Below are 25,795 nucleotides of genomic sequence, written 5' to 3'. Positions count from 1 at the left end.
CCGTCAGCCTAGCGCCTGTGCCGTCGGGGAGGCAGGACCGAGGTGTGGCCAGGCCGTCACTCCCCGGACAGAATCCGGTCCGCCCTACGAACGGGCACTAGTCCGCCATCACCAGACTGTGGGAGGCGGCGATGCCCTCCAGATAGCCCCGGGCCCGTTCGGCTTTGGGGAAGCGGCTGACGAGTTCCCAGAACTCCGCGTTGTGGCTGGGCACGACCAGGTGCGCGAGTTCGTGCAGGAGCACGTAGTCGATCACCCAGTCGGGCATCTCCTGTATCCGGTGTGAGATCCGGATGGTCGCGTCGTCGGGGGTGCAGGAACCCCAGCGGCCGTTCTGGTTGGTCACCCAGCGCACACTGACCGGCGCGACCTGGTCGGCGTGATCGGCGAGGAAACGGGCTGTCAGGCGACGGGCACGGGCCAGGAGCTCGGCATCGGTGCACCGCAGGCGTTCTTCGCGGGCGGCGAGACGGGCGAGCATGCGCTCCACCCATTCGATCTCCTCGGCCCGGGAGAAACGATCCGGGATGAGGACCACGACTCGCTCACCGTCGCGATACGCGGACACCGTCCGGCGGCGGCGCTGACTGCGCCGCACTTCGACGACAGGCTTGCGCGTCCGGGCCATTACCGGCTCGCGCGGCCCAGATTCGGGTTCACGTTGAGACGCTAATCCGCCGGACCCCTGTCACCGCAAGAGTACGGCCGATGACGGTCGGGAATATGCGCACTTCGACCGCATATTCCCGAAAAAATTTTCCTCAGCCGCAACATCCGAGACAACCGCCAACCTAGACCATCGCCGACGCAGCCCATCAGCTACCCACTCGTCCGTTTTATGCCTTTATGATAGGATTAATCGGCGTGTCCCGGCAAACCTGGCGGAAAAGGATAGTTCGTACCGGCACACTCACGTCGTCGGTGACACCGCCGACGCTGCGTTGACATGGAACCCGTCTGACCTGGGTAAGAGTCCGCCCCGGGGCAGCGTGGCCACATCTGCGTGGCCGCAGGGGCCCAGCGCCGCAGACAAGGTTCGCGCCCGCTCCGCGAACGAGGCACCGGGCCGGGCGGCCGACGATACGACTAAGTAGGAGGAACCGTGGCCGACACCACGTACAACGGCTACTGCGTGAAGTGCAAGGAGAAGCGCGATTTCCAGGGCAACGTGGAAGTCTCCAAGACCGGCATGAACATGGCCAAGGGCAAGTGCCCGGTCTGCGGCACCACCATGAACCGCATCCTGGGCAAGGCCAAGGCGTGATCTCCCGCCCGGGGAGGGCGGTCGCCCTCCCCGGTGCGTTTACCGGGTACGCCGTAACCGTGCTGGATCCAGCACGTTGAGTTAACGGGCTGCCTGTGGATAACTAGCCCGAAGCTGTGGACAACCCAGCGTCGGGCGCCCCCGCGGCTGTGGATAACGACCCCGTTGCGCGACGCGGCGATGACAACCTGTCATCCATGAACCGGACACCACTGCCGCGTCCGACCCTTGTCCCCGGCCTCGCCCGGGTCTGGCGCACCGCCACCCACCTGCAGCTCGGCCTCGGCCCGCCGCACGCGATCGTGCTCGAACTCGCCGACCCGCGCACCGCTCTGGTCCTCGATCTGCTCGACGGCCGGCTCTCCGAACGACTCGTCCTGCTCCGCGCCGCCGAACAGGGCGTGCCGGTCGACGACGCGCTCACGCTGCTCGGCACACTCCAGGCGGCCGGGCTGGTGATCCCCGCCGGGTCGCTGATGCCGGCCGCCCTGCCGGACCGTGCCCGCCAGCTGCTGCTCTGCGAGGCTGCCGCGATGGCCCTGGAGACGGCCGGTCCGGCACAGCGCGCTCCGGCCGGCCCCTCGCCCGCCCGGGTGCTGCGCCGTCGCCGCGCCTCCCGGGTGGTGATCAGCGGGCGGGGCCGGCTCGGCGCCACGATCGCGGTCGCGCTGGCCGAGGCGGGTGTGGGGCACGTACACCCGGATCTGTCCGGTGCGGTCGGGCCGAGTGAGATCACCGGCAGCCCGCTGCTCGCCACCGACGCGGGCAGTCCCCGGCGCACCGCGGTGACCGCCGCGATCCTGCGGGCCTCGCCGGTCACCGAGACCCGCACGGTACGCCGTCCGCCCACCCTGGTCGTCCAGCTGGCCCACGACGAGCCGACCGCCCTGATCGCCGCCGGTCACGCCGCCCGGCGGCAGCCGCATCTGGCCGTCGGCATCCGGGACGGCACCGCGGTCGTCGGCCCGTTCGTCCCCGTGACCGGCGAGCCCTGCCTGCGCTGTCTCGACCTGCACCGGCTGGACCGGGATCCGGGCCGGCCCGGCGGGTGCGCGGCGGACACCGCCGAACCGTGCACGGTCACCACCCTGCTGGCCGCCACCGCCTACGCGGTCGCCGAGGCGCTCGCCTTCCTGGACGGCGGCACACCCGGGACGACGGGTTCGTCGGTGGAGATCAGCGCGCCGGGGCGGATCCGCCGGAGGACCTGGCCACCACATCCCGACTGTCCCTGCGGGCGCAACCGGGCCACCTTCACCAGACCTTCACCGCATAAACACCAAACCACCTCGTGACGGGCGGAGTAACCGCCATCCGTCGGTCACAATGATCTGGTGACGGACATACCGCGCCGCGCGGCCTCCCGGACGGCCAGGCTTGCCGCGCTTCCGCTCGGCTTCGCCGGGCGCACCGCGCTGGGCCTGGGTAAGCGTGCCGTCGGGATCGCCTCCGACGTCATCTCCGCGGACATCCAGCAACGCACCGCCGAGCAGCTGTTCAGCGTCCTCGGACAGCTCAAGGGCGGTGCGATGAAGTTCGGGCAGGCGCTGTCGGTGTTCGAGGCCGCGATGCCCGAGGAGATGTCCGGGCCCTATCGCCAGGCGCTGACCAAACTGCAGGAAGCCGCTCCACCGATGCCGGTGGCGAACGTGCACAAGGCGCTCGCCGAGCAGCTCGGGCCGGACTGGCGGGACAACTTCGCCGAGTTCGACGACAGCCCGGCCGCCGCCGCGAGCATCGGCCAGGTGCACCGGGCGGTGTGGAAACTTCCGCCCGCCCGGCGGGGCGGCAAGCCCAAACTGCTGCCGGTCGCGGTCAAGGTGCAGTACCCGGGGGCCGGGGAGGCACTGGTCGCCGACCTCAAGCAGCTCGGCCGGCTGGCCGGCATGTTCAAGATCATCCAGCCGGGCATCGACATGAAGCCGCTCCTCGCCGAGTTGCGCGAACGTGTGGTCGAGGAGCTCGACTACGAGATGGAGGCGGAGACCCAGCGGACCTTCGCCACGGCGTACCAGGACGATCCGGAGATCTTCGTGCCCCGGGTGATCGCCTCCGCGCCGCAGATCCTGGTCACCGAATGGGTGGACGGCACCCCGCTGGCCTCCGTGATCACCGACGGCACCGTGGCGGAACGCGACGAGGCCGGCCGCCTGATGGCGATCCTGCACTTCTCCGCGCCGTCCCGGGCCGGGCTGCTGCACGCCGACCCGCACCCCGGCAACTTCCGGATCCTGCCCGACGGCCGGCTCGGCGTGATCGACTTCGGGGCGGTGGCCCGGCTCCCGGACGGCCACCCGGAACCGATCGGCCGCCTGGTCCGGCTGGCACTCGACGGCGACGCGGCGGGGGTGACCGAGGGCCTGCGCGAGGAGAACTTCATCAAGCGGGACGACGACATCGACGCGGAGGCCATCCTCAAGTTCCTGCGCCCGATGATCGAACCGGTCGCGGTGGACAGTTTCCGGTTCACCCGGGGCTGGCTGCGCGGCGAGGCGACCCGGATCAGCAGCCCGCGTTCGCCGGCTTTCCAACTGAGCCGCAAACTCAACCTGCCGCCGTCCTACCTGCTGATCCACCGGGTGACGCTGGGTTCGATCGGGGTGCTCTGCCAGCTCGAGGCCGAAGCGCCGTACCGCGAGATCCTGCAGAAATGGCTACCCGGGTTCGCGCCGGTATCCTGAGACGATGATCGATGTCGTCGACGTGCCCGGCGCGCGGATCGCCTACCGGGTGCACGGCCCGGTGGACGGTCCGGGGGACGGCCGGCCGGTCGTCTGGCTGCACGGCGGTTCCAGCGACGGCACCTCCTGGGAGACGGTCGCCGCGGCGCTGCCGCTCCGGTCGTACGCGCTCGACCTGCGGGGTTACGGCGCGAGCAGCCGCGCTTCGGCGTACGGCATAAAGATCACCCAGCAGGACGTGATCGCCGTGCTGGACGCCCTCGGTCTTGACCGCGTGGTTCTGGCCGGCCACTCGGCGGGCGGTGTCGTCGCCTGGCGGGCCGCGCTCGCCCATCCCGGCCGGTTCACCGCGCTGATCCTGGAGGAGCCGCCGCCACCGGTGCCGCACCGGCTCGATCCGCCACCGCCGACAGGTCCGATCCCCTACGACTGGGCGGCACGGCAGGCCGTGCTCGACGTCGTCAACAACCCGGATCCGTCCTGGTGGGACGACCTGAGCCGGATCACCGTGCCGACCCTGATGATCGCCGGTGGACCGGAGAGCTTCCTCGATCAGGACACCCTGCGACGGATGGCCGCGGAGATCCCCGGCAGCACGTTCGTCACGATCGGCGGCGGGCATCGCGCCCACGTCAACAAGCCCGCCGAGTTCACCGCAGCGGTCGCCGACTTCCTGCGACCGCTGTAAAAAGCCGACGATCCGCACTCACGGCGATAGCCGATGATCCGCGGTCGCGGTGAAAGCCGACGACCCCCGCAGCCGCGGTGAAGCTGTGAAGCCGTGAAAAGGGAAAGGCCCGCCCGTGAGATCACGGACGGGCCTTTTCATCTCCCAGGTAGCGGGTTCAGCGGTACTCCGGGTCAGACACTGAGCTCACGGGCCGCGCGGTGGCGGGACTCGATCGCGATCTGCCGGGCGGAACGGTAAGCCTCAGGTGCACGGTCACGCTGAGGCCGAGGCATTCGGGCTCTCGAGAGTGCCTCTTGGAGAAGTCTCATCTTCGCTCCAGTGGGGTTCATTTCGCTGCTCGACTTTCTGATTTCCATCACGGGGGTGGGGAGGGTAGTCATCTCAGGCCGCCAGGCGAACCGAGTTGCGGGACTCGAGACCGTTAGCGGCGAGCCGCTCCTCGACCTCGACGGCGAGCTCCGCGTCGCGAGCCACGTCCGCCTTACGCGGACGGCCACGCGGCCGCTTGCGCGGGACCACGGCGCCGCGCTCGAAGATCTCGCCACCCCAGACACCCCAGGGCTCGTTCCGCTCGACCGCACCGGCCAGGCACTCGACCCGCAGCGGGCAGTCGCCGCAGAGGGACTTGGCCAGCTCCAGCTGGGCCGGGGAGTCGGAGAACCACAGGTCCGGGTCGAACTTGCGGCAGGGCAGGTTTGCCTCGACCTCGACGCTCACGTCGAGTGGGGCCAGCGCCAGACTCATAAAGCCCGGTCACCTCTCTCTTCTTCAGCGATCTTCTGGATCGTCGTCCGGGTGGTGCACCGGCTGGTGAGCCGGCAAAAAATTAAGGCCGCGGATCCCGGTTAGGGGTTCCGCGGCCTCGAGGTGAGCCGGAGGTCTGTTTGTCAGACCGGCCTTCCTCGAGGCGGGACACCGCTGCCATCCGTGTAGCGACGCTTGACGGAGACATTGCTGCCCTCGAACCCAGTGGTGCCCTTGTTGCTGTCGAGCATCAGAACCGCTTCGCCCAGCTCGGCCTGGACGTGGGCCTGGTGCGCCCGCGGTGCCGCGACCCGCTCAGCAGCCATCAGCGCCAGCGGTGCGGCGGCGACGGGCAGCAGGGCGGACTCGGACAGAGTCCAGGCAGGGATCAGCGACATCGACGGAGCAATTGGGGCGTTGATTACGAGCCTCATCGGGGTCACCTCCTCCATATGCACTGCACTCAGCGTTACTACGGACATTCGACCCCGGCGAACTGCTGCTCGCCAAGGTGTGTCCTGAGGCTATGCCTGCCCTCCAGGGGAGGGCAAACGAATTAACGGACTAGTTTTCGAAGTTTTTCTGAGCGACTTCTTCGGGGCTCGCACCGGCCACCAGAGCGAAGACCGCCTCGCCGTACTGGCCGAGCTTGCGAGGGCCGATCCCGGCGATGGCCAGCAACTGCGCCGGCTCCGCCGGGCGGCGCTCCGCCATGGCCACCAACGTCGCATCGGTGAACACCACGTAGGCAGGGACTTTGAGTTCCGCCGCGGTGGCCGCACGCCACACCTGCAGACGCTCGTGAAGGTCCTCGTCGAGGTCCGACGGGCAGGTCGGGCAACGGCCCAGTTTGCGGTCGGCACCGGCCAGCAGGGTGGCCCCGCAGATCCGGCAGAGAGCCACCTGAACACGACGACGGTCGGTTTTCCGACTCCGGTCCACGACCGTCCGCTCCGGGGCCGCCGTGGACCGGTCCAGCTGCGGCAGGAAACGGCACGGGCGCCGGGGACGGCCACCCGTGGACCGGGACTGACCGTAGGAGAGCCAGAGCTGCCGCCGGGCGCGGGTCACCCCGACGTAGAGCAGCCGGCGTTCCTCCTCCAGCTGGTCGGGCGTCTTGGCGTACGTCGTCGGCAGCGTCCCGTCGGCGAGCCCGACCAGGAACACCGCATCCCACTCCAGCCCCTTCGCCGAGTGCAGTGAGGCGAGCGTCACACCGGCGACCGTGGGTGCGTGCTGCTGCTCGGCGCGACGGGCCAGCTCGTCGTTGAACATGGCGAGCGTCACCTGCCGCTGGACGCTCCCGGCCTCACCGATGGGCAGGAACTCCGGCGCGGACGCGTACTCCTGCGAGAGGGTGACCAGCGCGTTGAGCGCCTCCCACTGCTCGCGTGCCGCACCTCCCGGCGGGGGTTTGTCCCGGTGCCAGCCGGTCGCCGCGAGGCCCTCCAGCACCGCCTCCACCAGCGGAGTCTCACCCGGGATGGACCGCACCCCGGCACGCAGGGCGACCATCGCCTGCCGCACCTCGGGACGCTCGAAGAACCGCTCGCCGCCGCGCACCACGTAGGGCACCTGGGCCTCGGCGAGCGCCTCCTCGTAGGACTCGGACTGCGCGTTGATCCGGAAGAGCACCGCGATCTCGTTCGCCGGCATGCCACCCGCGATCAGCTCCCGGCAGCGCCGCGCCACCGCGGCCGCCTCGCCCTGCTCGTCCGGGAAGATCTTGAGTTCCGGCTCCGGACCGGGCCGGCGCTGACCGACCAGTTCCAGGCGCAGCTTCGCCTCGGTGCCCCGTGCCTGCTTGATCACCGCGTTGGCGAGGCCCACCACCTGCGGCGTCGAGCGGTAGTCGCGGACCAGCCGGACCACCACCGCGTTGCGGCGCTGCCGCGGGAAGTCGATCAGATAGCCGGCGGTCGCCCCGGTGAACGAATAGATCGTCTGGCTGGCGTCACCGACCACCGTCAGGTCGTCGCGGTCGCCCAGCCAGGCGTCCAGCAGACGCTGCTGCAGCGGGTTGACGTCCTGGTACTCGTCGACGACGAAGTGCCGGTACTGCGCGCGGATCTGGTCGGCGACGTCCGGATGCTCCTCGATGCCCCAGACCGCGGCGCGCAGCAGATCCTCGAAGTCGATCACGCCCTGGCGGCGCTTCAACGACTCGTAGGCGGCGAACACCTCAGCCACCCGGGCCGGCTCGTGCGGCGGCTCCCGCAGCGCCTTGGCGGCCGCCACCGCGTACTCCCCCGGCTCGACCAGCGACGACTTCGCCCACTCGATCTCGCCGGCCAGGTCACGGGCCACGGCACGGTCGGCGCGGACACCGGCGCGGGCGGCGGCCAGGCCGACCAGGCGGGCCTTGCTCTCCACCAGCTCGGGCATCTGCCGGCCCTCCAGCAGCCGGGGCGCGAAGTAGCGCACCTGGCGCATGGCCGCCGCGTGGAACGTGCGGGCCTGCACGGCCGAGGTGCCCAGCGAGGTGAGCCGGGCCCGCATCTCGGCGGCGGCCCGCGCGGTGAACGTCACGGCCAGCACGTGCCGGGGGCTGATCTCGCCGGACTGGGTCCGGTAGGCGATCCGGTGGGTGATCGCCCGGGTCTTGCCGGTCCCGGCGCCGGCGAGGATGCAGACCGGGCCCGCGGGAGCCGTCACCGCCGTCCGTTGCTCCGGGTCTAGCCCGGACAGCACCCCATCAGTCCGCACGGTAGGGAATCATGACACCCGGGCGGGGTGTTGTGCTTGTCAGCCGCACCACCGTGTGACCTGTATCGAAGGAGCCCTGACCGATGCTGACCATGTTCTCGACGTCCTGGTGTGGTTACTGCCACCGCCTCAAGTCGCAGCTCGACCGGGAGGGCATCGCCTACGAGGTCGTCGACATCGAGCAGGACGAGGAGTCGGCCGCGTTCGTGCGCAGTGTCAACGGGGGCAACCAGACGGTCCCCACTCTCAAGTTCGATGACGGGTCGGCGCTGACCAACCCGTCGATCGTGCAGGTGAAGCAGCACCTCGCGGCGATCTCAGCGTAAAGAGAAAGGAGGGCCGTCCCGAGACCGGGACGGCCCTCCTTTCTCAGATCACGAAATCAGATCACGGAATCAGAGCCGGGATGCTCGAGTCGAGCAGGCCGCGCTCCTTGAGCGCGCCGTACAGCGGCACGGTCTCCGGGTAGTGACCCCACTGGTGGTCACCGTCACCGTTGCCGAACGCGCCGAGCAGCTGCTTCTGCACGTCGTTCAGGGTGTCCCACTCCGGGCGGTTCGGCAGGTCCTGGTTCTCGTCGCGGATCTGGATCCACCGCGGGGTGTAACCGAAGAACGCGCCGACACGAGTGATGTCGGAGTAGTTGTCCGACCGGGCGTGCCAGATGCGGCGGTCGAAGACCACCAGGTCGCCGGGGTTCGCGGTCACCTGGATCGCACCCTCGGGCTGCGGCCACGGGACGCCACGGCTCGGCGGTCCGGGCAGCCAGTTGCTCTTGTGGCTGCCCGGCAGGATGGTGAAGTTGCCCCGGCCGGTCTCGCTCACGTCGGAGAACCAGTAGGCCAGCTTGACCGACAGCATCGGACGCGGGTCGGTCTCGATCTCCCGGTTCTGACGGCCACCGTCCTGGTGCCAGTGCCACCAGTCCTTCTGCTTCTCGTGGATCTGCGGGTGCACGTCGATGTGCGAGTGGTACACGTGCAGGTTCCACCCGAGCAGCGACCAGATGTACCGGAACGACTTCGGGTGGTCGAGCAGGAAGGCCAGCTCGGGGACGTGCGTGATCGGGGAGAGCTGGTGCAGGGCACCGGAGGCGTTGAGCTTGCCCTCGGCCTTCGCCTTCTCGTAGTACCCCAGGATCGCGGCCCGACCGACCTCGACCTCGCTCTCACTCAGCACCGACGGCACGATGAGGTATCCATCGCGGTCGAACGCCTCCCGCTCTTCCGCGGACATCGGCGTCCACGCCGGTGCTTCCACCTGGGTCATCGGTTCCCCCTCTTCGTCTTTGATAGCCAAGACGCGGTGACCCAGGGGTTTGGTTGCCTAAGGAGAGATTTTTTCTTCTTAGGTTTCTCACACGACCTTCATCAGTTCCCGCTCAACCAGCGGTCGACCAGGTAGAACGCGATGGAGGACCGCATCGGAAGACTCATCGGCACACCGGACTCCGGGTCCACATAGCCCCCGGCGATCATCTTGGCGATCGTGTCCCGGGTGAACCAGTGCGCCTCGTCGATCTCCTCCGGGTCGAGGACCAGAGGCTCCGCCGGGGAGGCCTGGGCGTGGAACCCGAGCATCAGCGAGCCGGGGTACGGCCAGGACTGGCTCCCCTCGTACCGCAGGGCGAGCAGCGGGATGCCGACCTCCTCGCGGACCTCGCGGATCACGGCTGCCTCGGCCGACTCGCCGGGCTCCACGTAACCGGCCAGGCAGGAGAACCGGCGTACGCCGTCGGCGCCGGCCGGCCAGGCCGCGTTGTGCCCGAGCAGGCAGCGCCCCTCCGGACCGGCCACCCCGTCGTGCACCAGCACGATCATCGCCGGGTCGGTCCGCGGCCACATCAACTGGCCCTCGTCGTCCGACCGCGCCCAGCCGGCCTCCACCGCCACCGTCGGCTTGCCGCTGCGCGGCGAGAAGCGGTGGCTGGCGTGCCAGTTGCCGAGCGCGGCGGCCGCGGTGAACAGTCCGGCGTCCCGGGCGTCGAGGAGATGACCGATCTCGCGCAGGGTGGACGCCCGCGTGTCGCCGATCTCCGGCAACGCGGCGTCCACCATCCACAGCGGGGTCTCCGCCTCGTCGGCGTCGGTTCCCAGGAACCAGCGCTCGGCCTCCGGTGCCTCGGACGACGGCACCAGCACGAGTGCCACCCCGCCGTCCGGGCGGTCGGCGACCAGGGCCCGGCCGCCTTTCGCCACGTCGACGACGAGGACCCGGCCGCGGGACCAGGCCCCGGCCAGCCAGGCGTCGTCCTTGCGCCGGTGCGCGGCGCGGTCCAGGGTGGTCCGCGCCAGCGGCGGCGTGCCGGGCTGCTCGCCCAGGTCGGGCTGTTCAGAATCGGTCACTCTGTGCTGCGCTCCACTGCTGCTCGTTCCACGCTGGTCAGGGCGGCCAGCTGGCTCTCGATCTTGTCGGCGTCGCCGAGGACCACGGTAACGGCCCGGGACGGGGCCAGGTGCTCAGCCGCGGCGGCGGCCACGTCCTCGCGTGTCGCGGCGGCCAGCGCGGCGGAGTACTCCGGCAGGTGGTTCAGCCGCAGGCCGAAACCGGCGTACATGCTCGCCAGCCCGGCCAGGCCGCCCTGGGTCGACATGCCCAGGCGCAGGGTGCCGAGGGCGTACCGGCGGGCCTGTTCGAGCTCCTCCTCGCCGGGCGCGAGGCTGGCGATGCGGCCCAGCTCGTAGAGCGTCTCGAGCAGCGCCGGCCCGGTCACCTCGGTGGCCACCTCGGCGGCGGCCAGCAGCGACGAACCGGCCACGAAGTGCTCGATCCCCGAGTGCGGGCCGTACGTGTACCCCTTGTCCTCGCGGATGTTCTCCACCCACCGCGACGAGAAGTAGCCGCCGAAGACCATGTTCGCCAGGTTGAGCGCGGCGTAGTCCGGGTGTGTCCGGGGCAGCGCCGGCAGCGCCAGGCGCATCGACGACTGCACCGAACCGGGACGGTCGACCAGCAGCAGCGCGCCCGGCTTCAGCTCCGGCACCGGCGGGACCAGGCCGTCGGCCGCGGCGCCGGTCCAGCCGCCGAGGATCTTCTCGGCGCTGAGGATCGCCTGTTCCGGGTCGATGTCGCCGACCAGTACCAGCACCGCGCCGTCCGGGCGGACCCGGCTCGCGTGCAGGTCGCGCAGCGCGCCGGAGTCGACGGGGCGGATCGCGTCCGGCGCCGGGGTCTGCACCGCGTACGGGTGGTCGCCGAACATCCTCTTGAGCAGCGCCACCCGGGCCAGGTGCGCCGGCTGGCTGAGCGCGACCTGGATGTGGTCGACCAGGCGCTCCCGTTCGGTGGCCACCTCCTCGGTCGGGTAGGTGGCGTCGGTGAGCACGCCGGCGAGCAGTTCCAGCGTCCGGTCCAGGCCGCCGGCCAGGGCGTTGCCGGAGATCTGCAGCCGGTCCGGGTCGAGGCCCGCGGCCAGGCCACCGCCGACGGCCTGCAGCTCGGCGGCGATGTCGATGCTGCTCAGCGTGCTGGTGCCGGTGAACAGCGCCTGGGAGAGCAGGGTGGCCGGGGCCAGTGGGGCCCGGCCGAACGGAATACGCAGGCGGACCTCGACCAGCGGCACCGAGGAGCGCCGGATGGCGATGACGGTGAGGCCGTTCGGCAGGGTCCGCTCCGCCTCCGGCGGCAGGTTGAGCGGGGCGTCCGGGATGAGATCGGGCAGAGTCTTGGTCACGTGGAGGCTCCCGGGATCACTTCGACACTGGCGCGGCGCTCGGGCCGCAGGGTGGCCGCGGCGGCGACGATCTGCTCGTCGCGCACCTCGCTGATCAGCTTCGGCAGGTCGTTCAGCAGGCCGGGCCGGCCGCGCTGCAGCTCCAGCACGGCCATCGGCAGTGCCCGGCCGAGCACCGAGTCGGTCTCGTTGAGCGCGCGGGTCGCCATCCGGGCCTGGGTGCGGGCCAGTTCGCCGGGTTTGAGGCCGTCGGCGGCCAGCCGGTCCAGTTCCTCGTCGACGGTCTGCAGCACCTTGGCGGCGTCGCCGCCGGGCGGCATGTGCGCCTGCAGCAGCAGCGCGGTCGGGTTGCGGACCTGGTATTCGTCGCCCATGAAGCCGATGTAGCCGCCCAGGCTGGTGGCCGTCCGGTCGCGCTGGACCAGCCGCTCCACCAGGCGGGAGGCGTCGCCGTCGGTGAGCACCTCGGCGAGCACCACGAACGGCAGGTAGTCGTCGAAGGTGGCGATCGGGTCCGGCACCCGCCAGCCGCCGGCGATCGCGGGCAGCGGCGCGATCCGGTCGGTGTACGACTCGCGCCGCTCACCGGTCAGGTCGGGCTCGGCGAAGTCGGGCAGCACCGGGGCGGGCCGGGCCGGCACGTCGCTGAAGTGCCGTTCGATCATCGCGGTCGCCTCGGCCACGTCGAAGTCGCCGGCCACCGAGAGCACCGCGTTGCCGCAGGCGTAGTAGCGGTCGAAGAAGCTCTGCGCGTCCTCGACGGTGGCGCTCTCGAGGTCGGTGAACGAGCCGTAGCCGTCGTGGGCGTTGGGGAAGGTCTCGAACATGACCGGCGGAAGCTTGAGCCACGGGAACCCGCCGTACGGCCGGTTCAGCACGTTGACCCGGATCTCCTCCTTGACCACGTCGACCTGGTTGCGCAGGTTCTCCTCGGTGAGGCGGGGACCGCGCATCCGGTCGGCCTCGAGGAAGAGGGCCCGTTCGAGGGCGCCGGAGGGCAGCACCTCGAAGTAGTCGGTGTAGTCCAGGTGGGTGGAGCCGTTGAAGCTGCCGCCGGCGCCCTGCACGTGCCGGAAGTGGGCGAGCTTCTCCAGGTTCTCCGACCCCTGGAACATCAGGTGTTCGAAGAGGTGCGCGAAGCCGGTGCGCCCCTCCGGTTCGCTGCGGATGCCGACGTCGTACACGACGGCCACGCCGACGACCGGGGCGCTGCGGTCCGGCGAGAGGACCACACGCAGACCGTTGCCGAGAGTGAACCTCTCGACCGGATATTTCGTCGCGGGGATCTTGATATTGGGCGCCACGGTACGAATCTAGCGTGCTCCAGCGGCTCCGACCGGCAGTCAGCTTGCCCCATCCGCACGATGACGCAGAGCATCCCGTCACCCGATGAGGGTAATCACCCTCACATTAAGCCTGATATGTGGCTTTTACCGCGACCTCCCGGGCTTGACGCACCAAACCCATCTGATCCATCATTCCCATCCAACAGATAGGTTATGCCAAGAATCGGTGGGAGGGGCCCGCGTTGTACGTCTCGGCCCGCACGGACTACGCCGTACGCGCGATGCTCGCGGTCACCGCCGAGCACCCCCGCCTGGTCAAAGCCGCCGGGCTGGCGGCCGCCCAGGAGATCCCGCTCAGCTTCCTTCAGGGCATCCTGCTCGACCTGCGCCGCGCCGGGCTGCTGCACAGCCACCGCGGCGTGGACGGCGGTTACGCCCTGGCCCGCCCCGCCGAGGAGATCACCGTCGGCGACGTGGTCCGCGCCGTCGGCGGCGCGCTCACCACGGTTCGCGGGCTCCCCACCGCCACGGCCGTCTACCACGGTGCAGCGACGGCGCTGCACGACGTGTGGGTCGCCGTGGAGGAGGCCATCGAGGGTGTGGTCGACCACAAGACCCTGGCCGAACTCTCCAGAATCTCAGTGAAGAAGAATTAGGAGTGAGCATGAGCTCCCGCACTGTGCGTGCGTTCGCCCTTGCCACGGCCGCCCTGGTGGCCTCGACCGCTCTCAGCGCCTGCGGTTCCGACGAAGCCGACACCGTCGAGGGCACCAGCGGCGCGGCCGCCGAGTCGACGACCCTCAAACTCGGCTACTTCCCCAACATCACCCACGCCCCGGCCCTGGTCGGCGTGAACAAGGGCCTGTTCGCCACGGCCCTGGGCACCAGCACCAAACTGGAGACGCAGACCTTCAACGCCGGCCCCGCCGCGATCGAGGCACTGCTCTCCGGCGCCATCGACGCCACCTACATCGGACCGAACCCGGCGATCAACGGCTGGGCCACCTCCAAGGGCACCGCGCTGAAGGTCATCGCCGGCAGCACCTCCGGCGGCGCCGGACTGGTCGTCAAGGAGGGCATCAACACCGCCGCAGACCTCAAGGGCAAGAAGATCGCCACGCCGCAGCTGGGCAACACCCAGGACGTCGCCCTGCGCGCCTGGCTGAAGGAGAACGGCCTCAACGCCGACACCAACGGCGGCGGCGACGTCTCGGTCCTGCCGCAGGACAACTCGGCCACCGTGCAGGCGTTCGCCCAGGGCGCGATCGACGGCGCGTGGGTGCCCGAGCCGCACCTGAGCCGGCTCATCCTGGAGTCCAAGGGCAAGGTCCTGGTCGACGAGAAGTCCCTCTGGCCGAACGAGCAGTTCGTGACGACCCACCTGATCGTCAGCCAGAAGTTCCTCAAGGAGTACCCGGGCACCGTCAAGAAGCTGCTCCAGGGCCACATCGAAGCGGTCAAGTACATCAAGGACAACGACGCCGACGCGCAGAAGGCCGCCAACGCCCAGATCGAGGCGCTGTCCGGCAAGCCGCTCAAGGACGACATCCTGGCCGCCGCGTTCAAGAACCTGACCTTCACGTACGACCCGATCGCGTCGTCGCTGTTCACCAGCGCCAAGCACGCGGAGGAGGTCGGCCTGCTCGACCCGGTCGACCTGTCCGGCATCTACGACCTCGGACCGCTGAACGAGCTGCTGAAGGCCGACGGTCAGCCCGCGGTCAGCGACGCCGCGGCCTGACCGAGAAGGTGGTGGGGGCGAGCATGAGCAACACCGTTGTCACGATCGACGACGTCTCCAAGCAGTACGGGTCGGGCAGCTCCGCGCTGCTCGCCCTCGACCACGTCTCACTGGAGGTACGCCAGGGCGAGTTCGTCTGCCTGCTGGGCGCCTCCGGCTGCGGCAAGAGCACCCTGCTGTCACTGGTGGCGGGACTCGACAAGATCAGCAGCGGCACCCTGGACATCGGCGGCAAGAAGGTCTCGCTGATGTTCCAGGAGGCCGCCCTCTTCCCCTGGCTCTCCGTCGCCGGCAACGTCGAGCTGCCGCTGCGCCTGCAGGGCCTGGGCAAAGCCGAACGCCGCAAGCGCGCCCAGGAACTGCTCGAGATCGTGCGCCTCGCCGGCTTCGGCGACAAGCGCCCGCACGAGCTCTCCGGCGGCATGCGGCAGCGGGTGGCGCTGGCCCGGGCCCTCGCACAGAACGCCGACATCCTCCTGATGGACGAACCGTTCGGCGCGCTGGACGCGATGACCCGCGACATCCTGCACGACGAGCTGGAACGGATCTGGCGCGAACAGGACCTGACCGTGCTCTTCGTGACCCACAACGTCCGCGAGGCGGTCCGGCTCGGCGACCGGGTCATCCTGCTGAGCAGCCGTCCCGGCCGGGTGCTCGAGGACTTCGCGATCACCCACCCGCGTCCCCGGCGCATCGACTCCCCCGAGGTCTCCGGCCAGGCCGCCGAGATCACCGACCGGCTCCGCGCGGAGGTGGCCCGTCATGCCAACTAGCGAAACGGTGACCTCACCGAAAGCCGCCGACCAGGTCACCGGCCTCGACGCGCTGGAACTCGGGCCCAAGGCCGACAAGGGCGCCCTGGCCGGCCGGGTCTGGCGCAGCGCCTGGCCCAAACTCCTCGCCATCACCATCGCCGTCCTCGCCTGGCAGGCGGTCGTCTGGGCGCAGTGGAAACCGGAATACCTGCTCCCCGGACCCGGAGCGGTCCTCACCGAACTCCTCGACATCATCAGCACGCCGGACTTCTGGAGCGGCGTCCAGCTGACCCTGACCCGGGCCCTCTCCGGGTTCGTGCTGGCGGTCGTGATCGGCACCGTGGTCGGCGTCGCGGTCTCCCGCTTCGCCCCGCTGCGGGCGGCGATCGGCTCGCTGATCACCGGCCTGCAGACCATGCCGTCGGTGATGTGGTTCCCGCTGGCCATCCTGCTGTTCCAGATCAGCGAGAGCGCCATCCTGTTCGTGGTGGTGATCGGCGCCGCCCCGTCGGTGGCCAACGGGCTGATCAGCGGCATCGACTACGTGCCGCGGACCTGGCTGCGGGTCGGCCAGGTGCTCGGCCTCAAGGGCGTCGCCAAGTACCGCCACCTGATCCTGCCGGCCGCCCTGCCGTCGTTCATCTCCGGACTCAAGCAGGGCTGGGCGTTCTCCTGGCGCAGCCTGATGGCCGGCGAACTGCTGCTGACCGTGCCGGGCGCGCTGTCCATCGGCGTCCGCATGCAGAACGCCCGCGACCTGGTCGACGCGCAGGCCGTCCTCAGCTACATCATCGTCGTGCTGATCATCGGCATCATCATCGACGCGCTCTTCAACGTCGCCGACAACGCGGCCCGCAAGCGCTGGGGCCTGATCAGCAACTAGACACGTCCGCGTCAGCCCGCGTGGTGACTCGAGGCGCGTAGCGCGTTCGAAGTCACCACACGGACGGGCCTCGCATCCTGGCCACGAGACGTGTCCAGGTGCTCCTCATGCCGGGCGTACCGAATCGAGGACGTCCCGCACCACGTAGTCGAACTGCTTGTGCGTGCCCGGGATCGACACGTACAGGATCGCCGCCGTCGGCCGGCCCACGTCGATGACCGCCACCGCGGACAACTCCTCGGTGGCGGTCAGCCCCGGCGACTGGAACTGCAGCCGGAACTCGCTCACCCAGGCCGGCAACCCACCCAGGGTGGTCACCTCGTCCCGGATCGCCTCCATCGTGTTCGGCTGCGGGTAGTACTCCGCCCGCACGTCCGAGGCCACCTGCCGCCCCACGCACTCGAGGTCGAGCGAGAAGGCGTCGTTGTCGGCCGCCGGCACCGCGGCGGACAGGATCGAGGCGTGGTACTCGCCGCCGTCGTACACCTCCGTCACGAAGTGCTGGCCCACCCGGTAGGGCACCTGCAGCGTGCCGGCCCGCCACACGTCGGTCCAGGTCTGCCACGGTGCGCCGTACTTGCGGTAGGAGATCCCGGCCTCCTCGTCCACGGTCCGTTCCCCGCTCGCCGGCGGCTGCACGGACGGCGCCTGGGTGGGCGCGGCATCCGGCGACACGGTCGGTGCCGGGCAGGCCTGCGCCAGCGGTGGACGCAGATCGGCCGGGCCGGCACCCTCGTCGTCGGAGAACGGCACCCGGTCACCACCGAGCATCACGATCAGCAGAACGGTCAGACCGGCCACGAGAATGCCGCCGGCCACCCCACCGAAGATCAACAACTGCCGCCGCTGCCGTGCGGCGCGATCCGGGCGGGGCGCCTCCGGCTCCGCGATCTTCTCCCGGGGTACGCCCAGAGCAGTCCCGTCCTGCCCCGGCCACCGAGCCGTCCCACCCCGCACCGCCCCGGGCACGGTCCCGTCCGGCGCCGCCGTCGGCACGGTCCCGTCCGGCGGCGTGCTTCCGCTCCGAGCCGCCTCCGCGCCCGGCGACCACGGATCGCCCGGCCGCTGCCAACTCTGATCGGACATGCCGTCCAGTGAACACCACGCCCCACCACGACACACGGCGGCCGGGACCCCCTGGGACGGCACACACCCTGGGCCTTCCGGTCCACGCGGTTTTCAGGATTGTCAGCTACCGTGCTGCCATGGAACTGGTGTACCCCCCGGTCGTCGCCCTGGTGAAGACGATGTTCCGCGCGCTCGACCTCAAGGTTCAGGTCGAGGGCGCCGAGCACATCCCGTCCGACGGTGGGGTGGTCCTCGCCAGCAACCACTCGAGCTACCTCGACTTCATCTTCTGCGGCTTCGGCACCCAGCCGGCCGGCCGGCTCGTCCGCTTCATGGCCAAGAAGCAGGTCTTCGACCACAAGGTCAGCGGTCCGCTGATGCGCGGCATGCGGCACATCCCGGTCGACCGCAAGGCCGGCACCGGGGCGTTCCGCGAGGCCATCGAGGCCCTCAAGAAGGGTGAGATCGTCGGCGTCTTCCCGGAGGCCACGATCAGCGAGTCCTTCACCGTCAAGCAGCTCAAGTCGGGCGCGGCCCGGATGGCGCAGGAGTCCGGCGCCCCGCTGATCCCGATGGCGGTCTGGGGCCCGCACCGGCTCTGGACCAAGGGCCGCAAGAAGGAGCTCACCAAGCGGCACGTCCCGGTCCTGATCAAAATCGGCGAGCCGATCCCGGTCCCGGAGGGCGCGACCCCCGAGGCCGTCACCGCCGTGCTGAAGGAACGACTGAGCGTCCTGCTCGACGAGGTCCAGCGCGCCTACCCGGACAAGCCCGCCGGCCCGGACGACACGTGGTGGCTGCCGGCCCACATGGGCGGCACGGCCCCGCTCCCGCACTCCGCCGCCGTCTGACGCGTCCCGACGTCGATGCACCCGCGACAAATCCGCGGGTGCACAGGCAGCCCTGATCGCCCATGCGTCGGCCCCCGGCGTCGTTGATCGCCACGCCTCGGTCCTCGGCGTCATTCACCGCCGCGCCTCGGCCCCCGGCGTCGTCCATCGCCAGACGTCGGCATTCGCTTCGGTCGAGGCGACGAATGGGATGAACCCTCAGATGCGGGAGATTGTCGTCACGGCGGCGACCCGGCCGGGGTGGTCCGGCGCACCGTGATCGAGGGTCGTCATGCCTATCCGCCCGCTCACACCCACAACGAACCGACCCACAACGAATATCGCTCCCCGAGAGCGCCTCACCCCGACCCAGCCGTCACCCATGGTCGCCTCCGAGCAGGACCAACCGTCAACGACGGCCGCCCGCCCCGAGCCGTCGCCTACGGCCGTTCGGAAGGACAGGAACCAGCCGTGAGCGACGGCTCCGGGTCACCCAGCCGTCGCCCACGGTCGCTTTCGTCTCGCAGACGAACCACAACCGACGGCCGAGCCGGTCGAGCCGTCAACCACGGTCGCTTTCGCACCCCAGACGAACCACGACCGACGGCCGAACCAGCCCAGCCGTCGCCCACAGCCGCATCCGCCCCACAGACGAACCACAACCGACGGCCGAGCCGGCCGAGCCGTCGACCACGGCCGCCCGGAAGGACAGCAACCAGCCGCGACCGACGGCTCGGGGTCAGCCAGCCGTCATCCACGGCCGGCATTCGGATCACGGGCGGACCGTGGGCGACGGCCGGGGCCGCCGGAATGCCACCGAACCCATTCCAGATCTCGGCGACGGCCCCGGGGCGGCAGCGAGCGACCCAACGACGCCGACGCGCGAAGCGCGACCGGAGACGGCGCTCGGCAGGGGTGACGGCAGCCGCAGCAAAACCGATGATCAACTTAAGCTGAGCGGCATTGGACGCCCCCGGCCGTCACCTACGGCTGCCCTGACGACGAAGAACAGCCCTCCACGACGGCTGGTGTGGTGGGTTGAGCGCAACCACTTACGCAGGTCGCCCGGTGGCCTGAGCGTTCCGGACGCGCCAGCGGCCGGCGAAGACCACCGGGCCCTCGGCGGGAGCGACGGTCTGCACCGCCCGCCCCGCTACGACATCGGTCTTCAGATCTCGACGTTTCTCAGCGGCGCCACAGTGACGTGATCGGGACGCCCATCTCGTCGAGCAGGTTGCGCAGCAGCGGGAGCGACAGGCCGATCACGTTGCCCGGATCGCCCTCGATGCGGCTGACGAAGGCGCCGCCGCGGCCGTCGAGCGTGAACGCCCCGGCGACCTGCAGCGGCTCGCCGGAGGCCACGTAGGCGCCGATCTCCTCGTCGCGGACGTCGGCGAAGTGCACGACGGTGGTGCCGACCGCCTCGGCCTGGCGGCCGGTGACCAGGCCGGTCAGGTGGTGGCCGGTGTGCAGGACGCCGGACTTGCCGCGCATCCGGGACCAGCGTTCGATGGCCTCGCCGGCGCTCGACGGTTTGCCCCACACCTCGCCTTCGAACTCGAGGACCGAGTCGCAGCCGAGGACCAGGGCGGACGGGTCGGCGGGCAGGTCGGACGCCACGGTGCGGGCCTTCATGCGGGCGAGCGCGAGGCACAGCGTCCACGCGTCCTCTGCCTCCACGACGCTCTCGTCGACGCCGCTGACGAGGACCTCGGCGTCGATCCCGGCGCCCGCGAGGAGGGCCCGTCGGGCGGGGCTGGCCGAGGCGAGGATCAGGCGGTACGCGTTCTGGGTCTGCACGAGAACCGAGCCTACAAGGACACCCTCCACCCCTGAGTGGATCAACGAGGGCTCACCCCTTAGAGAATCGACCCCTTTCGCGGGACCGAACGGCCGTTAGGCTCTAGCCGTGCGGAAGATATTGATCGCCAACCGTGGTGAAATCGCCCTGCGCGTCATCCGGGCCTGCAAGGACGCCGGTCTGCTCAGCGTCGCCGTCTATGCCGGCAGTGACCGGGACGCGCCGCACGCGCGCCTGGCCGACGAGGCCTTCACCCTGGACGGTGAGACCGCTGCCGACACCTATCTCCGCATCGACAAGCTGCTGGACGTCGCGGCGCGGTCCGGCGCCGACGCGGTGCACCCGGGTTACGGGTTCCTCTCCGAGAACGCCGAGTTCGCCCAGGCGGTGCTCGACGCGGGCCTGATCTGGATCGGACCGAGTCCGCAGTCCATTCGCGACCTGGGTGACAAGGTCACGGCTCGGCACATCGCCCAGCGGGCCGGTGCGCCGCTGGTGCCCGGCACCGCCGAGCCGGTCGCCGACGCGGCCGAGATCGTGGCGTTCGCCGAGGAGCACGGGCTGCCGGTGGCGATCAAGGCGGCGTTCGGCGGTGGCGGCCGCGGTCTGAAGGTGGCCCGCACGGTCGAGGAGATCCCGGCGCTGTTCGAGAGCGCGACCCGGGAGGCGGTGGCTGCTTTCGGTCGTGGGGAGTGCTTCGTCGAGCGCTATCTGGACCGTCCCCGGCACGTCGAGGCGCAGGTTCTGGCGGACGTCCACGGCCACGTGATCGTGGTCGGCACCCGGGACTGTTCGTTGCAGCGCCGGCATCAGAAGCTCGTCGAGGAGGCGCCCGCGCCGTTCCTCGACGACGCGCAGCGTGCCCAGATCCACGAGAGCGCGAAGGCGATCTGCAAGGAGGCCGGCTACCACGGGGCCGGCACGGTGGAATATCTCGTCGGCCAGGACGGGACGATCTCGTTCCTGGAGGTCAACACCCGTCTGCAGGTGGAACATCCGGTCAGTGAGGAGACCACCGGGCTGGACCTGGTGCGGGAGCAGTTCCGGATCGCGGCCGGCGAGCCGCTGGCGATCACCGAGGATCCGGTGCCGCGGGGTCACGCGATCGAGTTCCGGATCAACGGCGAGGACCCGGGCCGCAACTTCCTGCCGGCGCCGGGTGCGGTCACCGCGCTGACCTGGCCGTCCGGTCCGGGCGTGCGGGTCGACGCGGGTGTCGAGGCGGGCAGCGTCGTCGGCGGCAACTTCGACTCGCTGCTGGCGAAGATCATCGTGACCGGTGCGACCCGGGCCGAGGCTCTGGAACGGGCCCGCCGGGTGCTCGACGAGACGGTCATCGAGGGGATCGCCACGGTGCTGCCGTTCCACCGGGCGGTGGTCCGCGACGACGCCTTCACCGGCACGCCGTTCACGGTCCACACCCGCTGGATCGAGACCGAATGGGACAATTCACTCGCTCCGGCAGCTATGTCCGTCATGCCGGTTTCCCCGGAAGATGAACGCGAGGCCGTTGTGGTCGAGGTCGGCGGGCGGCGCATCGAGGTGCGCCTTCCGGCGAACATCCTCGGGGGTACGCCGCCGGCCGCCCCCAGGCGCAGCCCGGGCCGTTCCCGTACCGCCGCGAACGCCGCGCCCGCGGTGACCTCGGCCGGGCTCGTCGCCCCGATGCAGGGGACGATCGTCAAGGTGGCCGTGCAGAACGGCGATCAGGTCGCGGAGGGCGACACGATCGTGGTCGTCGAGGCGATGAAGATGGAACAGCCCCTGCAGGCGCACCGGCCGGGCACGGTCGACGGCCTGACCGCCGAGGTCGGCGGCGCCGTCACCGCGGGCACGGTGATCTGCACGATCCTCGGGGAGTAAACCCTTTCCCGCCACGTCCTCGTTGAGACAGCGGCCCGCCCCGGTCCACGGACCGCCGGGTGGGCCGCCGGCACGGGACCTGCCGGCGGCCCGCGGCCTCGGCGCCGGGCTCAGGAGACTCGGCGACGCGGGCCATCCCACCGTACGCCGGTGCCGGGCGGCCATCGAAAACCGGACGCGCAGGGATGAACTCGCCACGTAGCGTGTCCGGCATCACCGCGGAGCGAGTTCCTTCGGAGAGCATGCTGAGCACAGCGCACTCTCAGCTACATCCACGCACAATGCCGTGAGTCCTTCAGCCTCGAGGTGGCCCCGCCGATGACCGAACTGTTGACCATGTTGGCCACACCGGCGTGGGCATACCTTGCCCTTTTCGGCTTCCTCGCGGTGGACGCGTTGATCCCGGTCGTGCCGATCCAGGCCATCATGATCACTTCGGGAGCGCTGACCGTCTACGGCAATCTCGACCTGGCCCTGGTGATCGCCACCGGCGCGGTCGGCATGTTCACCGGCGACACCATCGCCTTCGTGCTGGGACGCTCCACCGGCGCCCGGCTGAGCGCCCTCCGTGCCCGGTTCGCCCCGCGGACCGAGGACCACGACTCCCGGACCCGCCGGGCCGCCGCCCGGTTCACCCGTGGCCTGCGCCGGCCGGGTCCGCTCGTGGTGCTGCTCTGCCGGTTCGTCCCGGGCGGCCGGATGGCGTCCGGCTACCACGCCGGCCGCACCGGTTACCCGATCAAGCTGTTCGTCGCGTACGACGGCCTGGCCTCGCTCAGCTGGGCCTGTTACGGCGGGCTGGTCGGGCACCTCGGCGGCACCGCGATCACCCAGTCCGCGTGGCGCCTGTTCGCGGTGGCCGCGACCGCCGCCGTCGTCTTCGGCACCGCCGGGTGGATCCTGGCCCTCTTCGGCGGCCGGGACACCGCCGAAGAGCCCGAGGAGGACGAACCAGCCCTGACTACTGGACCTCGTGCAGCATCAGCTGCCGGGCCGCTTCCGCGATCGACCCGGAGAGCGAGGGGTAGATCGTGATGGTGTGCGCCAGCTGATCGACCGTCAGGTTGTTCTCGATCGCCATGGTGATCGGCAGGATCAGCTCGCTGGCCTTCGGGGCCACCACCACACCACCGACGATCTGCCCGGTCGCCGGACGGCAGAACAGCTTGACGAAACCGTCGTGCAGGCCGGCCATCTTGGCCCGGGCATTGCCGATCAGCGGCAGCATCACCTGACGCGCCGGGATCCGGCCGGAATCCACCTCGTTCTGCGACACCCCGACGGTCGCCAGCTCCGGCTCGGTGAACACGTTCGCCGAGACGGTCCGCAGCCGCAGCGGCGCCACCGCCTCACCCATCGCGTGCCAGATCGCGATCCGGCCCTGCATCGCGGCCACACTCGCCAGCGGCAGCACGCCGGTGCAGTCACCGGCGGCGTAGATGCCCGGCACGTTCGTCCGGGAGACCCGGTCCACCGTGACGTAACCGCCGTCGCCGACCGCCACGCCGTACTCCGCGAGACCCAGGTCGGAAGTGTTCGGGACGGCGCCGACCGCGATCAGCGCGTGCGAACCCTCGACGACCCGGCCGTCGGAGAGCGTCACCCGGACGCCGTCGCCGGTGTTCACCACCGCATCGCCGCGGGCCTCGCTGAGGATGGTCATGCCCCGCTCGCGGAACACCCGCTCGATCGCCATCGCGGCGTCGGCGTCCTCGTGCGGCATCACCCGCTCCCGGCTGGACACCAGGGTCACCTTCACCCCCATCGCCAGGTACGCGCTGGCGAACTCGGCACCGGTCACCCCGGAACCGATCACCACCAGGTGCTCGGGCAGCTCGGTCAGGTCGTACACCTGACGCCAGTCCAGGATGCGTTCGCCGTCCGGGCGGGCGGTGGAGAGCACCCGCGGGGTGGCTCCGGTGGCCAGCAGCACGGTGTCGGCCTCGACCGCGTACTCGGCGGCGCCCTCCGGGGTGATCAGCACCTGGTGCGTGTGGCCGAGACGGTCCTCGCCGAGCCGCGCCCGGCCGCGGACCACGTCCACACCCGCCTTGATCAACTTGGTCTGGATGTCACCCGACTGGGCGAGAGCAAGCTTCTTCACCCGGTCGTTGACCGCCGCGGCATCCACCGTGACGCCGTCCAGGCCGGTCGAGCGGATCCCGAAACGCTCGTTGTAGCGATGCCCGGTGACCACCTCGGAACTGGCGATGAACGCCTTCGAGGGCACGCAGTCGGTGAGCACACAGGCGCCACCGGGGCCGGCGGCCTCGACGAGGGTGACGTCCGCGTCGAGCTGAGCGGCGACGAGGGCAGCCTCGTAGCCACCCGGCCCTCCACCGATGATCACGATCCGACTCACGACTGACGACCTCCCGTAGCGGATGAGTCCTCCGGCACTGGAAAACTCAAGTAACCCTTATTGGACGTGCCGACACGCACGTCTCATATTCTCACCACCCGTCGCTCCGGCTATCGTCGTCGCCGTGCGTCACTACGCCGCGTATGGCTCGAACCTGGATCCCGCCCGCATGCGGGCCTACTGTCCGCACTCGCCCATGGTGGGCGTGGGGTGGATCGAAGGCTGGCGCCTCACCTTCGCCGGTGAGGGAGACATGGGCTGGGAGGGAGCGGTGACCACGATCGTCGAATCAGCCGGCGATCGGGTCTTCGTGTCCCTCTACGACGTCCACCCGTGGGACGCGGCACAACTCGACGAGGTCGAAGGCGTCAGCGCCGGGGCGTACCAGAAGGTGACGGTACGTGTATCGACACTTGACGGAGACGTATCCGCCTGGATTTACGTCTTTGCAGGGTACGAGGGCGGCATGCCGACCGCGTGGTATCTCTCCGAGATAGCCAACGCGGCCGAGAAGGCCGGCGCCCCCGACGACTACGTCTCCGAGCTGCGCCGCCGGCCCACCCGGACCGCCTCGCCCGAGGTGTAGACCGCGTTCAGCGCGGTCCGCGGACGCCCGCCCGGCGGGGCGGCGTCATGCCGAGCTTCACCATGCCCGGAAACAGGCCCGTTCTCCGTCAGCGGGCCAGACGGTGGCTCAGCGACTCGAGCAGGCCGGTGAACTCCAGGCGCTCGGCGCGGTCCAACGTCGCGTACGCCTGACCGGCCAGTGAATGCGCCACCGCCTCCGCCCACATCAGACGCCGCACCAGCGGACCGGCCGGCGGATAGGGCGGCTGCCAGCCGAACGCCACCGCACCGGTCTCGCCGTCCGGGCCGGCGATGATCGCCTCGAGCGGGCTGAGCCCACTGGCACGAACCGCGATGACATGTACGCCCTGCCGGTGCTCGTGCAGCAGGTGCAGCAGCACCGCGGCCCGGGCGCCCGGTGCCGTCTCCGGAGGTGGCATCGCCCGCCACGCCGCGAACAACGGCAGCCCGGCCGGGTCGACCGCGTCCACCACCCGGTGGGACAGCTCCAACAGCCGGGTCAGCCGGGGGAAACCGCCGAGCTGCTCCACCCCCCACGTGCACAGTTCGTGCAGGTGCCAGGCGGCCACCTCGGACGGCGCGGACGCCTTGACCGTCGCCTCCCAGCCGTCGGTGACCGCGTCCGGCGCGATGAAGGCGAGCGCGGACGCCACGGTCTCCGGCCGGACCTCGCCGAGCGCGCCGGCCCGGGCCGAGACGTGGTAGGCCCACCCGGACAGGCCCAGCAGCCGGGCGCGGCGCAGCGTCTGCGGCGATTCGGCGAAGGCTCCGACGATGGTGGCGAGTCCCGCTTTGGCGTTGGCGGCAGCCTGATCCGGGGTCACGTCAGCGATTCTGCTCCGGAACCGCCGGGAAGGAA

The 25,795-nt window shown here is 70.3% G+C and carries 25 protein-coding genes; 13 read left to right on the top strand and 12 right to left on the bottom strand.

Features of this window, described 5'->3' with window-relative positions:
• Positions 1-97: 97 nt before the first annotated feature.
• On the bottom strand, positions 98-628 hold the full coding sequence (locus QSK32_RS18895; RefSeq protein ID WP_045740006.1) for a M48 metallopeptidase family protein: 531 nt from the start codon (positions 626-628) through the stop codon (positions 98-100).
• A gap of 474 nt (positions 629-1,102) precedes the next feature.
• Between QSK32_RS18895 and QSK32_RS18890 the strand changes: the two genes are divergently transcribed.
• The 4 genes from QSK32_RS18890 (at position 1,103) to QSK32_RS18875 (ending at position 4,633) form a co-directional block, all read left to right on the top strand.
• Positions 1,103-1,264, top strand: coding sequence for a DUF5679 domain-containing protein (locus QSK32_RS18890; RefSeq protein WP_169792401.1), 162 nt, complete (start codon positions 1,103-1,105; stop codon positions 1,262-1,264).
• A 197-nt stretch (positions 1,265-1,461) separates the two neighbouring features.
• Positions 1,462-2,559, top strand: coding sequence for a hypothetical protein (locus tag QSK32_RS18885; protein ID WP_285472645.1), 1,098 nt, complete (start codon positions 1,462-1,464; stop codon positions 2,557-2,559).
• 39 nt (positions 2,560-2,598) lie between these two features.
• Positions 2,599-3,945 (top strand): ABC1 kinase family protein, encoded by a 1,347-nt coding sequence (locus QSK32_RS18880; RefSeq protein WP_045740008.1) that lies wholly within the window; start codon positions 2,599-2,601, stop codon positions 3,943-3,945.
• A 4-nt stretch (positions 3,946-3,949) separates the two neighbouring features.
• On the top strand, positions 3,950-4,633 hold the full coding sequence (locus QSK32_RS18875; protein ID WP_045740009.1) for an alpha/beta fold hydrolase: 684 nt from the start codon (positions 3,950-3,952) through the stop codon (positions 4,631-4,633).
• Between the two features lie 384 nt (positions 4,634-5,017).
• Here the strand turns inward: QSK32_RS18875 and QSK32_RS18870 are convergent, their stop codons facing one another.
• From QSK32_RS18870 to QSK32_RS18860, 3 genes are all read right to left on the bottom strand, one after another.
• Positions 5,018-5,380, bottom strand: a complete 363-nt coding sequence (locus tag QSK32_RS18870; RefSeq protein WP_045740010.1) for a WhiB family transcriptional regulator — start codon at positions 5,378-5,380, stop codon at positions 5,018-5,020.
• A gap of 143 nt (positions 5,381-5,523) precedes the next feature.
• Positions 5,524-5,814 carry a hypothetical protein gene (locus QSK32_RS18865; RefSeq protein ID WP_245673791.1) on the bottom strand — a complete coding sequence of 97 codons (291 nt, stop codon included), beginning with the start codon at positions 5,812-5,814 and terminating at the stop codon, positions 5,524-5,526.
• 130 nt (positions 5,815-5,944) lie between these two features.
• A complete protein-coding gene (locus QSK32_RS18860) occupies positions 5,945-8,086 on the bottom strand; it encodes an ATP-dependent DNA helicase UvrD2 (RefSeq protein WP_285472644.1) in 2,142 nt (713 codons plus the stop codon).
• Between the two features lie 83 nt (positions 8,087-8,169).
• Here QSK32_RS18860 and QSK32_RS18855 point away from each other — a divergent pair, with 83 nt between their 5' ends.
• Positions 8,170-8,412: a mycoredoxin gene (locus QSK32_RS18855; RefSeq protein WP_045740012.1), complete on the top strand. Its 243-nt coding sequence runs from the start codon at positions 8,170-8,172 to the stop codon at positions 8,410-8,412.
• A 61-nt stretch (positions 8,413-8,473) separates the two neighbouring features.
• Here QSK32_RS18855 and QSK32_RS18850 read toward each other — a convergent pair whose 3' ends face one another.
• From QSK32_RS18850 to QSK32_RS18835, 4 genes are all read right to left on the bottom strand, one after another.
• Positions 8,474-9,355, bottom strand: a complete 882-nt coding sequence (locus QSK32_RS18850; RefSeq protein WP_045740013.1) for a phytanoyl-CoA dioxygenase family protein — start codon at positions 9,353-9,355, stop codon at positions 8,474-8,476.
• Between the two features lie 101 nt (positions 9,356-9,456).
• A complete protein-coding gene (gene nudC / locus QSK32_RS18845) occupies positions 9,457-10,431 on the bottom strand; it encodes an NAD(+) diphosphatase (protein ID WP_083448743.1) in 975 nt (324 codons plus the stop codon).
• The gene (locus QSK32_RS18840; protein ID WP_045740014.1) at positions 10,428-11,759 is read right to left on the bottom strand and encodes a M16 family metallopeptidase; all 1,332 of its coding nucleotides are present in this window, start codon (positions 11,757-11,759) and stop codon (positions 10,428-10,430) included. Before QSK32_RS18840 ends, nudC begins: the two co-directional genes overlap by 4 nt.
• A complete protein-coding gene (locus QSK32_RS18835; RefSeq protein ID WP_045740015.1) occupies positions 11,756-13,063 on the bottom strand; it encodes a M16 family metallopeptidase in 1,308 nt (435 codons plus the stop codon). The genes QSK32_RS18840 and QSK32_RS18835 overlap by 4 nt, the downstream gene beginning before the upstream one ends.
• A 224-nt stretch (positions 13,064-13,287) precedes the next feature.
• On the opposite strand from QSK32_RS18835, the gene QSK32_RS18830 reads away from it, so the two are divergent.
• Genes QSK32_RS18830 through QSK32_RS18815 form a run of 4 tightly spaced genes read left to right on the top strand, consistent with a single transcriptional unit; the run spans position 13,288 to position 16,424 of the window.
• Positions 13,288-13,701: an RrF2 family transcriptional regulator gene (locus tag QSK32_RS18830; protein ID WP_045740016.1), complete on the top strand. Its 414-nt coding sequence runs from the start codon at positions 13,288-13,290 to the stop codon at positions 13,699-13,701.
• A gap of 8 nt (positions 13,702-13,709) precedes the next feature.
• Complete coding sequence (locus QSK32_RS18825; protein WP_045740199.1) at positions 13,710-14,786, top strand: ABC transporter substrate-binding protein; 1,077 nt, start codon at positions 13,710-13,712, stop codon at positions 14,784-14,786.
• Between the two features lie 23 nt (positions 14,787-14,809).
• Positions 14,810-15,559 carry an ABC transporter ATP-binding protein gene (locus QSK32_RS18820; RefSeq protein ID WP_045740017.1) on the top strand — a complete coding sequence of 250 codons (750 nt, stop codon included), beginning with the start codon at positions 14,810-14,812 and terminating at the stop codon, positions 15,557-15,559.
• Positions 15,549-16,424 carry an ABC transporter permease gene (locus tag QSK32_RS18815; RefSeq protein ID WP_285472643.1) on the top strand — a complete coding sequence of 292 codons (876 nt, stop codon included), beginning with the start codon at positions 15,549-15,551 and terminating at the stop codon, positions 16,422-16,424. The genes QSK32_RS18820 and QSK32_RS18815 overlap by 11 nt, the downstream gene beginning before the upstream one ends.
• 105 nt (positions 16,425-16,529) lie before the next feature.
• On the opposite strand, the gene QSK32_RS18810 is transcribed toward QSK32_RS18815, so the two are convergent.
• The gene (locus tag QSK32_RS18810; RefSeq protein WP_285472642.1) at positions 16,530-17,510 is read right to left on the bottom strand and encodes a hypothetical protein; all 981 of its coding nucleotides are present in this window, start codon (positions 17,508-17,510) and stop codon (positions 16,530-16,532) included.
• Between the two features lie 119 nt (positions 17,511-17,629).
• On the opposite strand from QSK32_RS18810, the gene QSK32_RS18805 reads away from it, so the two are divergent.
• The gene (locus tag QSK32_RS18805) at positions 17,630-18,343 is read left to right on the top strand and encodes a lysophospholipid acyltransferase family protein (RefSeq protein ID WP_045740019.1); all 714 of its coding nucleotides are present in this window, start codon (positions 17,630-17,632) and stop codon (positions 18,341-18,343) included.
• 1,164 nt (positions 18,344-19,507) lie between these two features.
• On the opposite strand, the gene QSK32_RS18800 is transcribed toward QSK32_RS18805, so the two are convergent.
• On the bottom strand, positions 19,508-20,122 hold the full coding sequence (locus QSK32_RS18800) for a Maf family protein (protein ID WP_285472641.1): 615 nt from the start codon (positions 20,120-20,122) through the stop codon (positions 19,508-19,510).
• 109 nt (positions 20,123-20,231) lie between these two features.
• Here QSK32_RS18800 and QSK32_RS18795 point away from each other — a divergent pair, with 109 nt between their 5' ends.
• Together QSK32_RS18795 and QSK32_RS18790 are read left to right on the top strand one after the other, a co-directional pair.
• On the top strand, positions 20,232-21,986 hold the full coding sequence (locus tag QSK32_RS18795) for an acetyl/propionyl/methylcrotonyl-CoA carboxylase subunit alpha (protein WP_285472640.1): 1,755 nt from the start codon (positions 20,232-20,234) through the stop codon (positions 21,984-21,986).
• A gap of 318 nt (positions 21,987-22,304) precedes the next feature.
• Positions 22,305-23,021 (top strand): DedA family protein, encoded by a 717-nt coding sequence (locus tag QSK32_RS18790; protein ID WP_285472639.1) that lies wholly within the window; start codon positions 22,305-22,307, stop codon positions 23,019-23,021.
• On the opposite strand, the gene QSK32_RS18785 is transcribed toward QSK32_RS18790, so the two are convergent.
• On the bottom strand, positions 22,948-24,348 hold the full coding sequence (locus QSK32_RS18785) for an NAD(P)H-quinone dehydrogenase (protein ID WP_285472638.1): 1,401 nt from the start codon (positions 24,346-24,348) through the stop codon (positions 22,948-22,950). The two genes, QSK32_RS18790 and QSK32_RS18785, sit on opposite strands and share 74 nt — an antisense overlap.
• 124 nt (positions 24,349-24,472) lie before the next feature.
• Here QSK32_RS18785 and QSK32_RS18780 point away from each other — a divergent pair, with 124 nt between their 5' ends.
• Positions 24,473-24,934 carry a gamma-glutamylcyclotransferase gene (locus tag QSK32_RS18780; RefSeq protein WP_045740023.1) on the top strand — a complete coding sequence of 154 codons (462 nt, stop codon included), beginning with the start codon at positions 24,473-24,475 and terminating at the stop codon, positions 24,932-24,934.
• An 88-nt stretch (positions 24,935-25,022) separates the two neighbouring features.
• On the opposite strand, the gene QSK32_RS18775 is transcribed toward QSK32_RS18780, so the two are convergent.
• A complete protein-coding gene (locus tag QSK32_RS18775) occupies positions 25,023-25,760 on the bottom strand; it encodes an SCO6745 family protein (RefSeq protein WP_045740024.1) in 738 nt (245 codons plus the stop codon).
• Positions 25,761-25,795: the final 35 nt, after the last annotated feature.

Origin of the sequence: Actinoplanes sp. NBRC 101535, from assembly GCF_030269225.1 — a bacterium.
GTDB classification, from domain to species: domain Bacteria; phylum Actinomycetota; class Actinomycetes; order Mycobacteriales; family Micromonosporaceae; genus Actinoplanes; species Actinoplanes rectilineatus.
The sequence above is the reverse complement of the archived record's forward strand: the minus strand, read 5'-3'. Positions and strand labels throughout refer to the sequence as shown.

Excerpts from the sequence above, each read along its gene's own strand:
- QSK32_RS18875 (WP_045740009.1), top strand. The coding sequence starts at position 3,950 with ATGATCGATGTCGTCGACGTGCCCGGCGCGCGGATCGCCTACCGGGTG.
- QSK32_RS18820 (WP_045740017.1), top strand. The coding sequence starts at position 14,810 with ATGAGCAACACCGTTGTCACGATCGACGACGTCTCCAAGCAGTACGGG.
- QSK32_RS18885 (WP_285472645.1), top strand. The coding sequence starts at position 1,462 with ATGAACCGGACACCACTGCCGCGTCCGACCCTTGTCCCCGGCCTCGCC.
- QSK32_RS18855 (WP_045740012.1), top strand. The coding sequence starts at position 8,170 with ATGCTGACCATGTTCTCGACGTCCTGGTGTGGTTACTGCCACCGCCTC.
- QSK32_RS18825 (WP_045740199.1), top strand. The coding sequence starts at position 13,710 with ATGAGCTCCCGCACTGTGCGTGCGTTCGCCCTTGCCACGGCCGCCCTG.
- QSK32_RS18850 (WP_045740013.1), bottom strand. The coding sequence starts at position 9,355 with ATGACCCAGGTGGAAGCACCGGCGTGGACGCCGATGTCCGCGGAAGAG.
- QSK32_RS18790 (WP_285472639.1), top strand. The coding sequence starts at position 22,305 with ATGACCGAACTGTTGACCATGTTGGCCACACCGGCGTGGGCATACCTT.
- QSK32_RS18870 (WP_045740010.1), bottom strand. The coding sequence starts at position 5,380 with ATGAGTCTGGCGCTGGCCCCACTCGACGTGAGCGTCGAGGTCGAGGCA.
- QSK32_RS18865 (WP_245673791.1), bottom strand. The coding sequence starts at position 5,814 with ATGAGGCTCGTAATCAACGCCCCAATTGCTCCGTCGATGTCGCTGATC.
- QSK32_RS18805 (WP_045740019.1), top strand. The coding sequence starts at position 17,630 with ATGGAACTGGTGTACCCCCCGGTCGTCGCCCTGGTGAAGACGATGTTC.
- QSK32_RS18815 (WP_285472643.1), top strand. The coding sequence starts at position 15,549 with ATGCCAACTAGCGAAACGGTGACCTCACCGAAAGCCGCCGACCAGGTC.
- QSK32_RS18895 (WP_045740006.1), bottom strand. The coding sequence starts at position 628 with ATGGCCCGGACGCGCAAGCCTGTCGTCGAAGTGCGGCGCAGTCAGCGC.
- QSK32_RS18810 (WP_285472642.1), bottom strand. The coding sequence starts at position 17,510 with ATGTCCGATCAGAGTTGGCAGCGGCCGGGCGATCCGTGGTCGCCGGGC.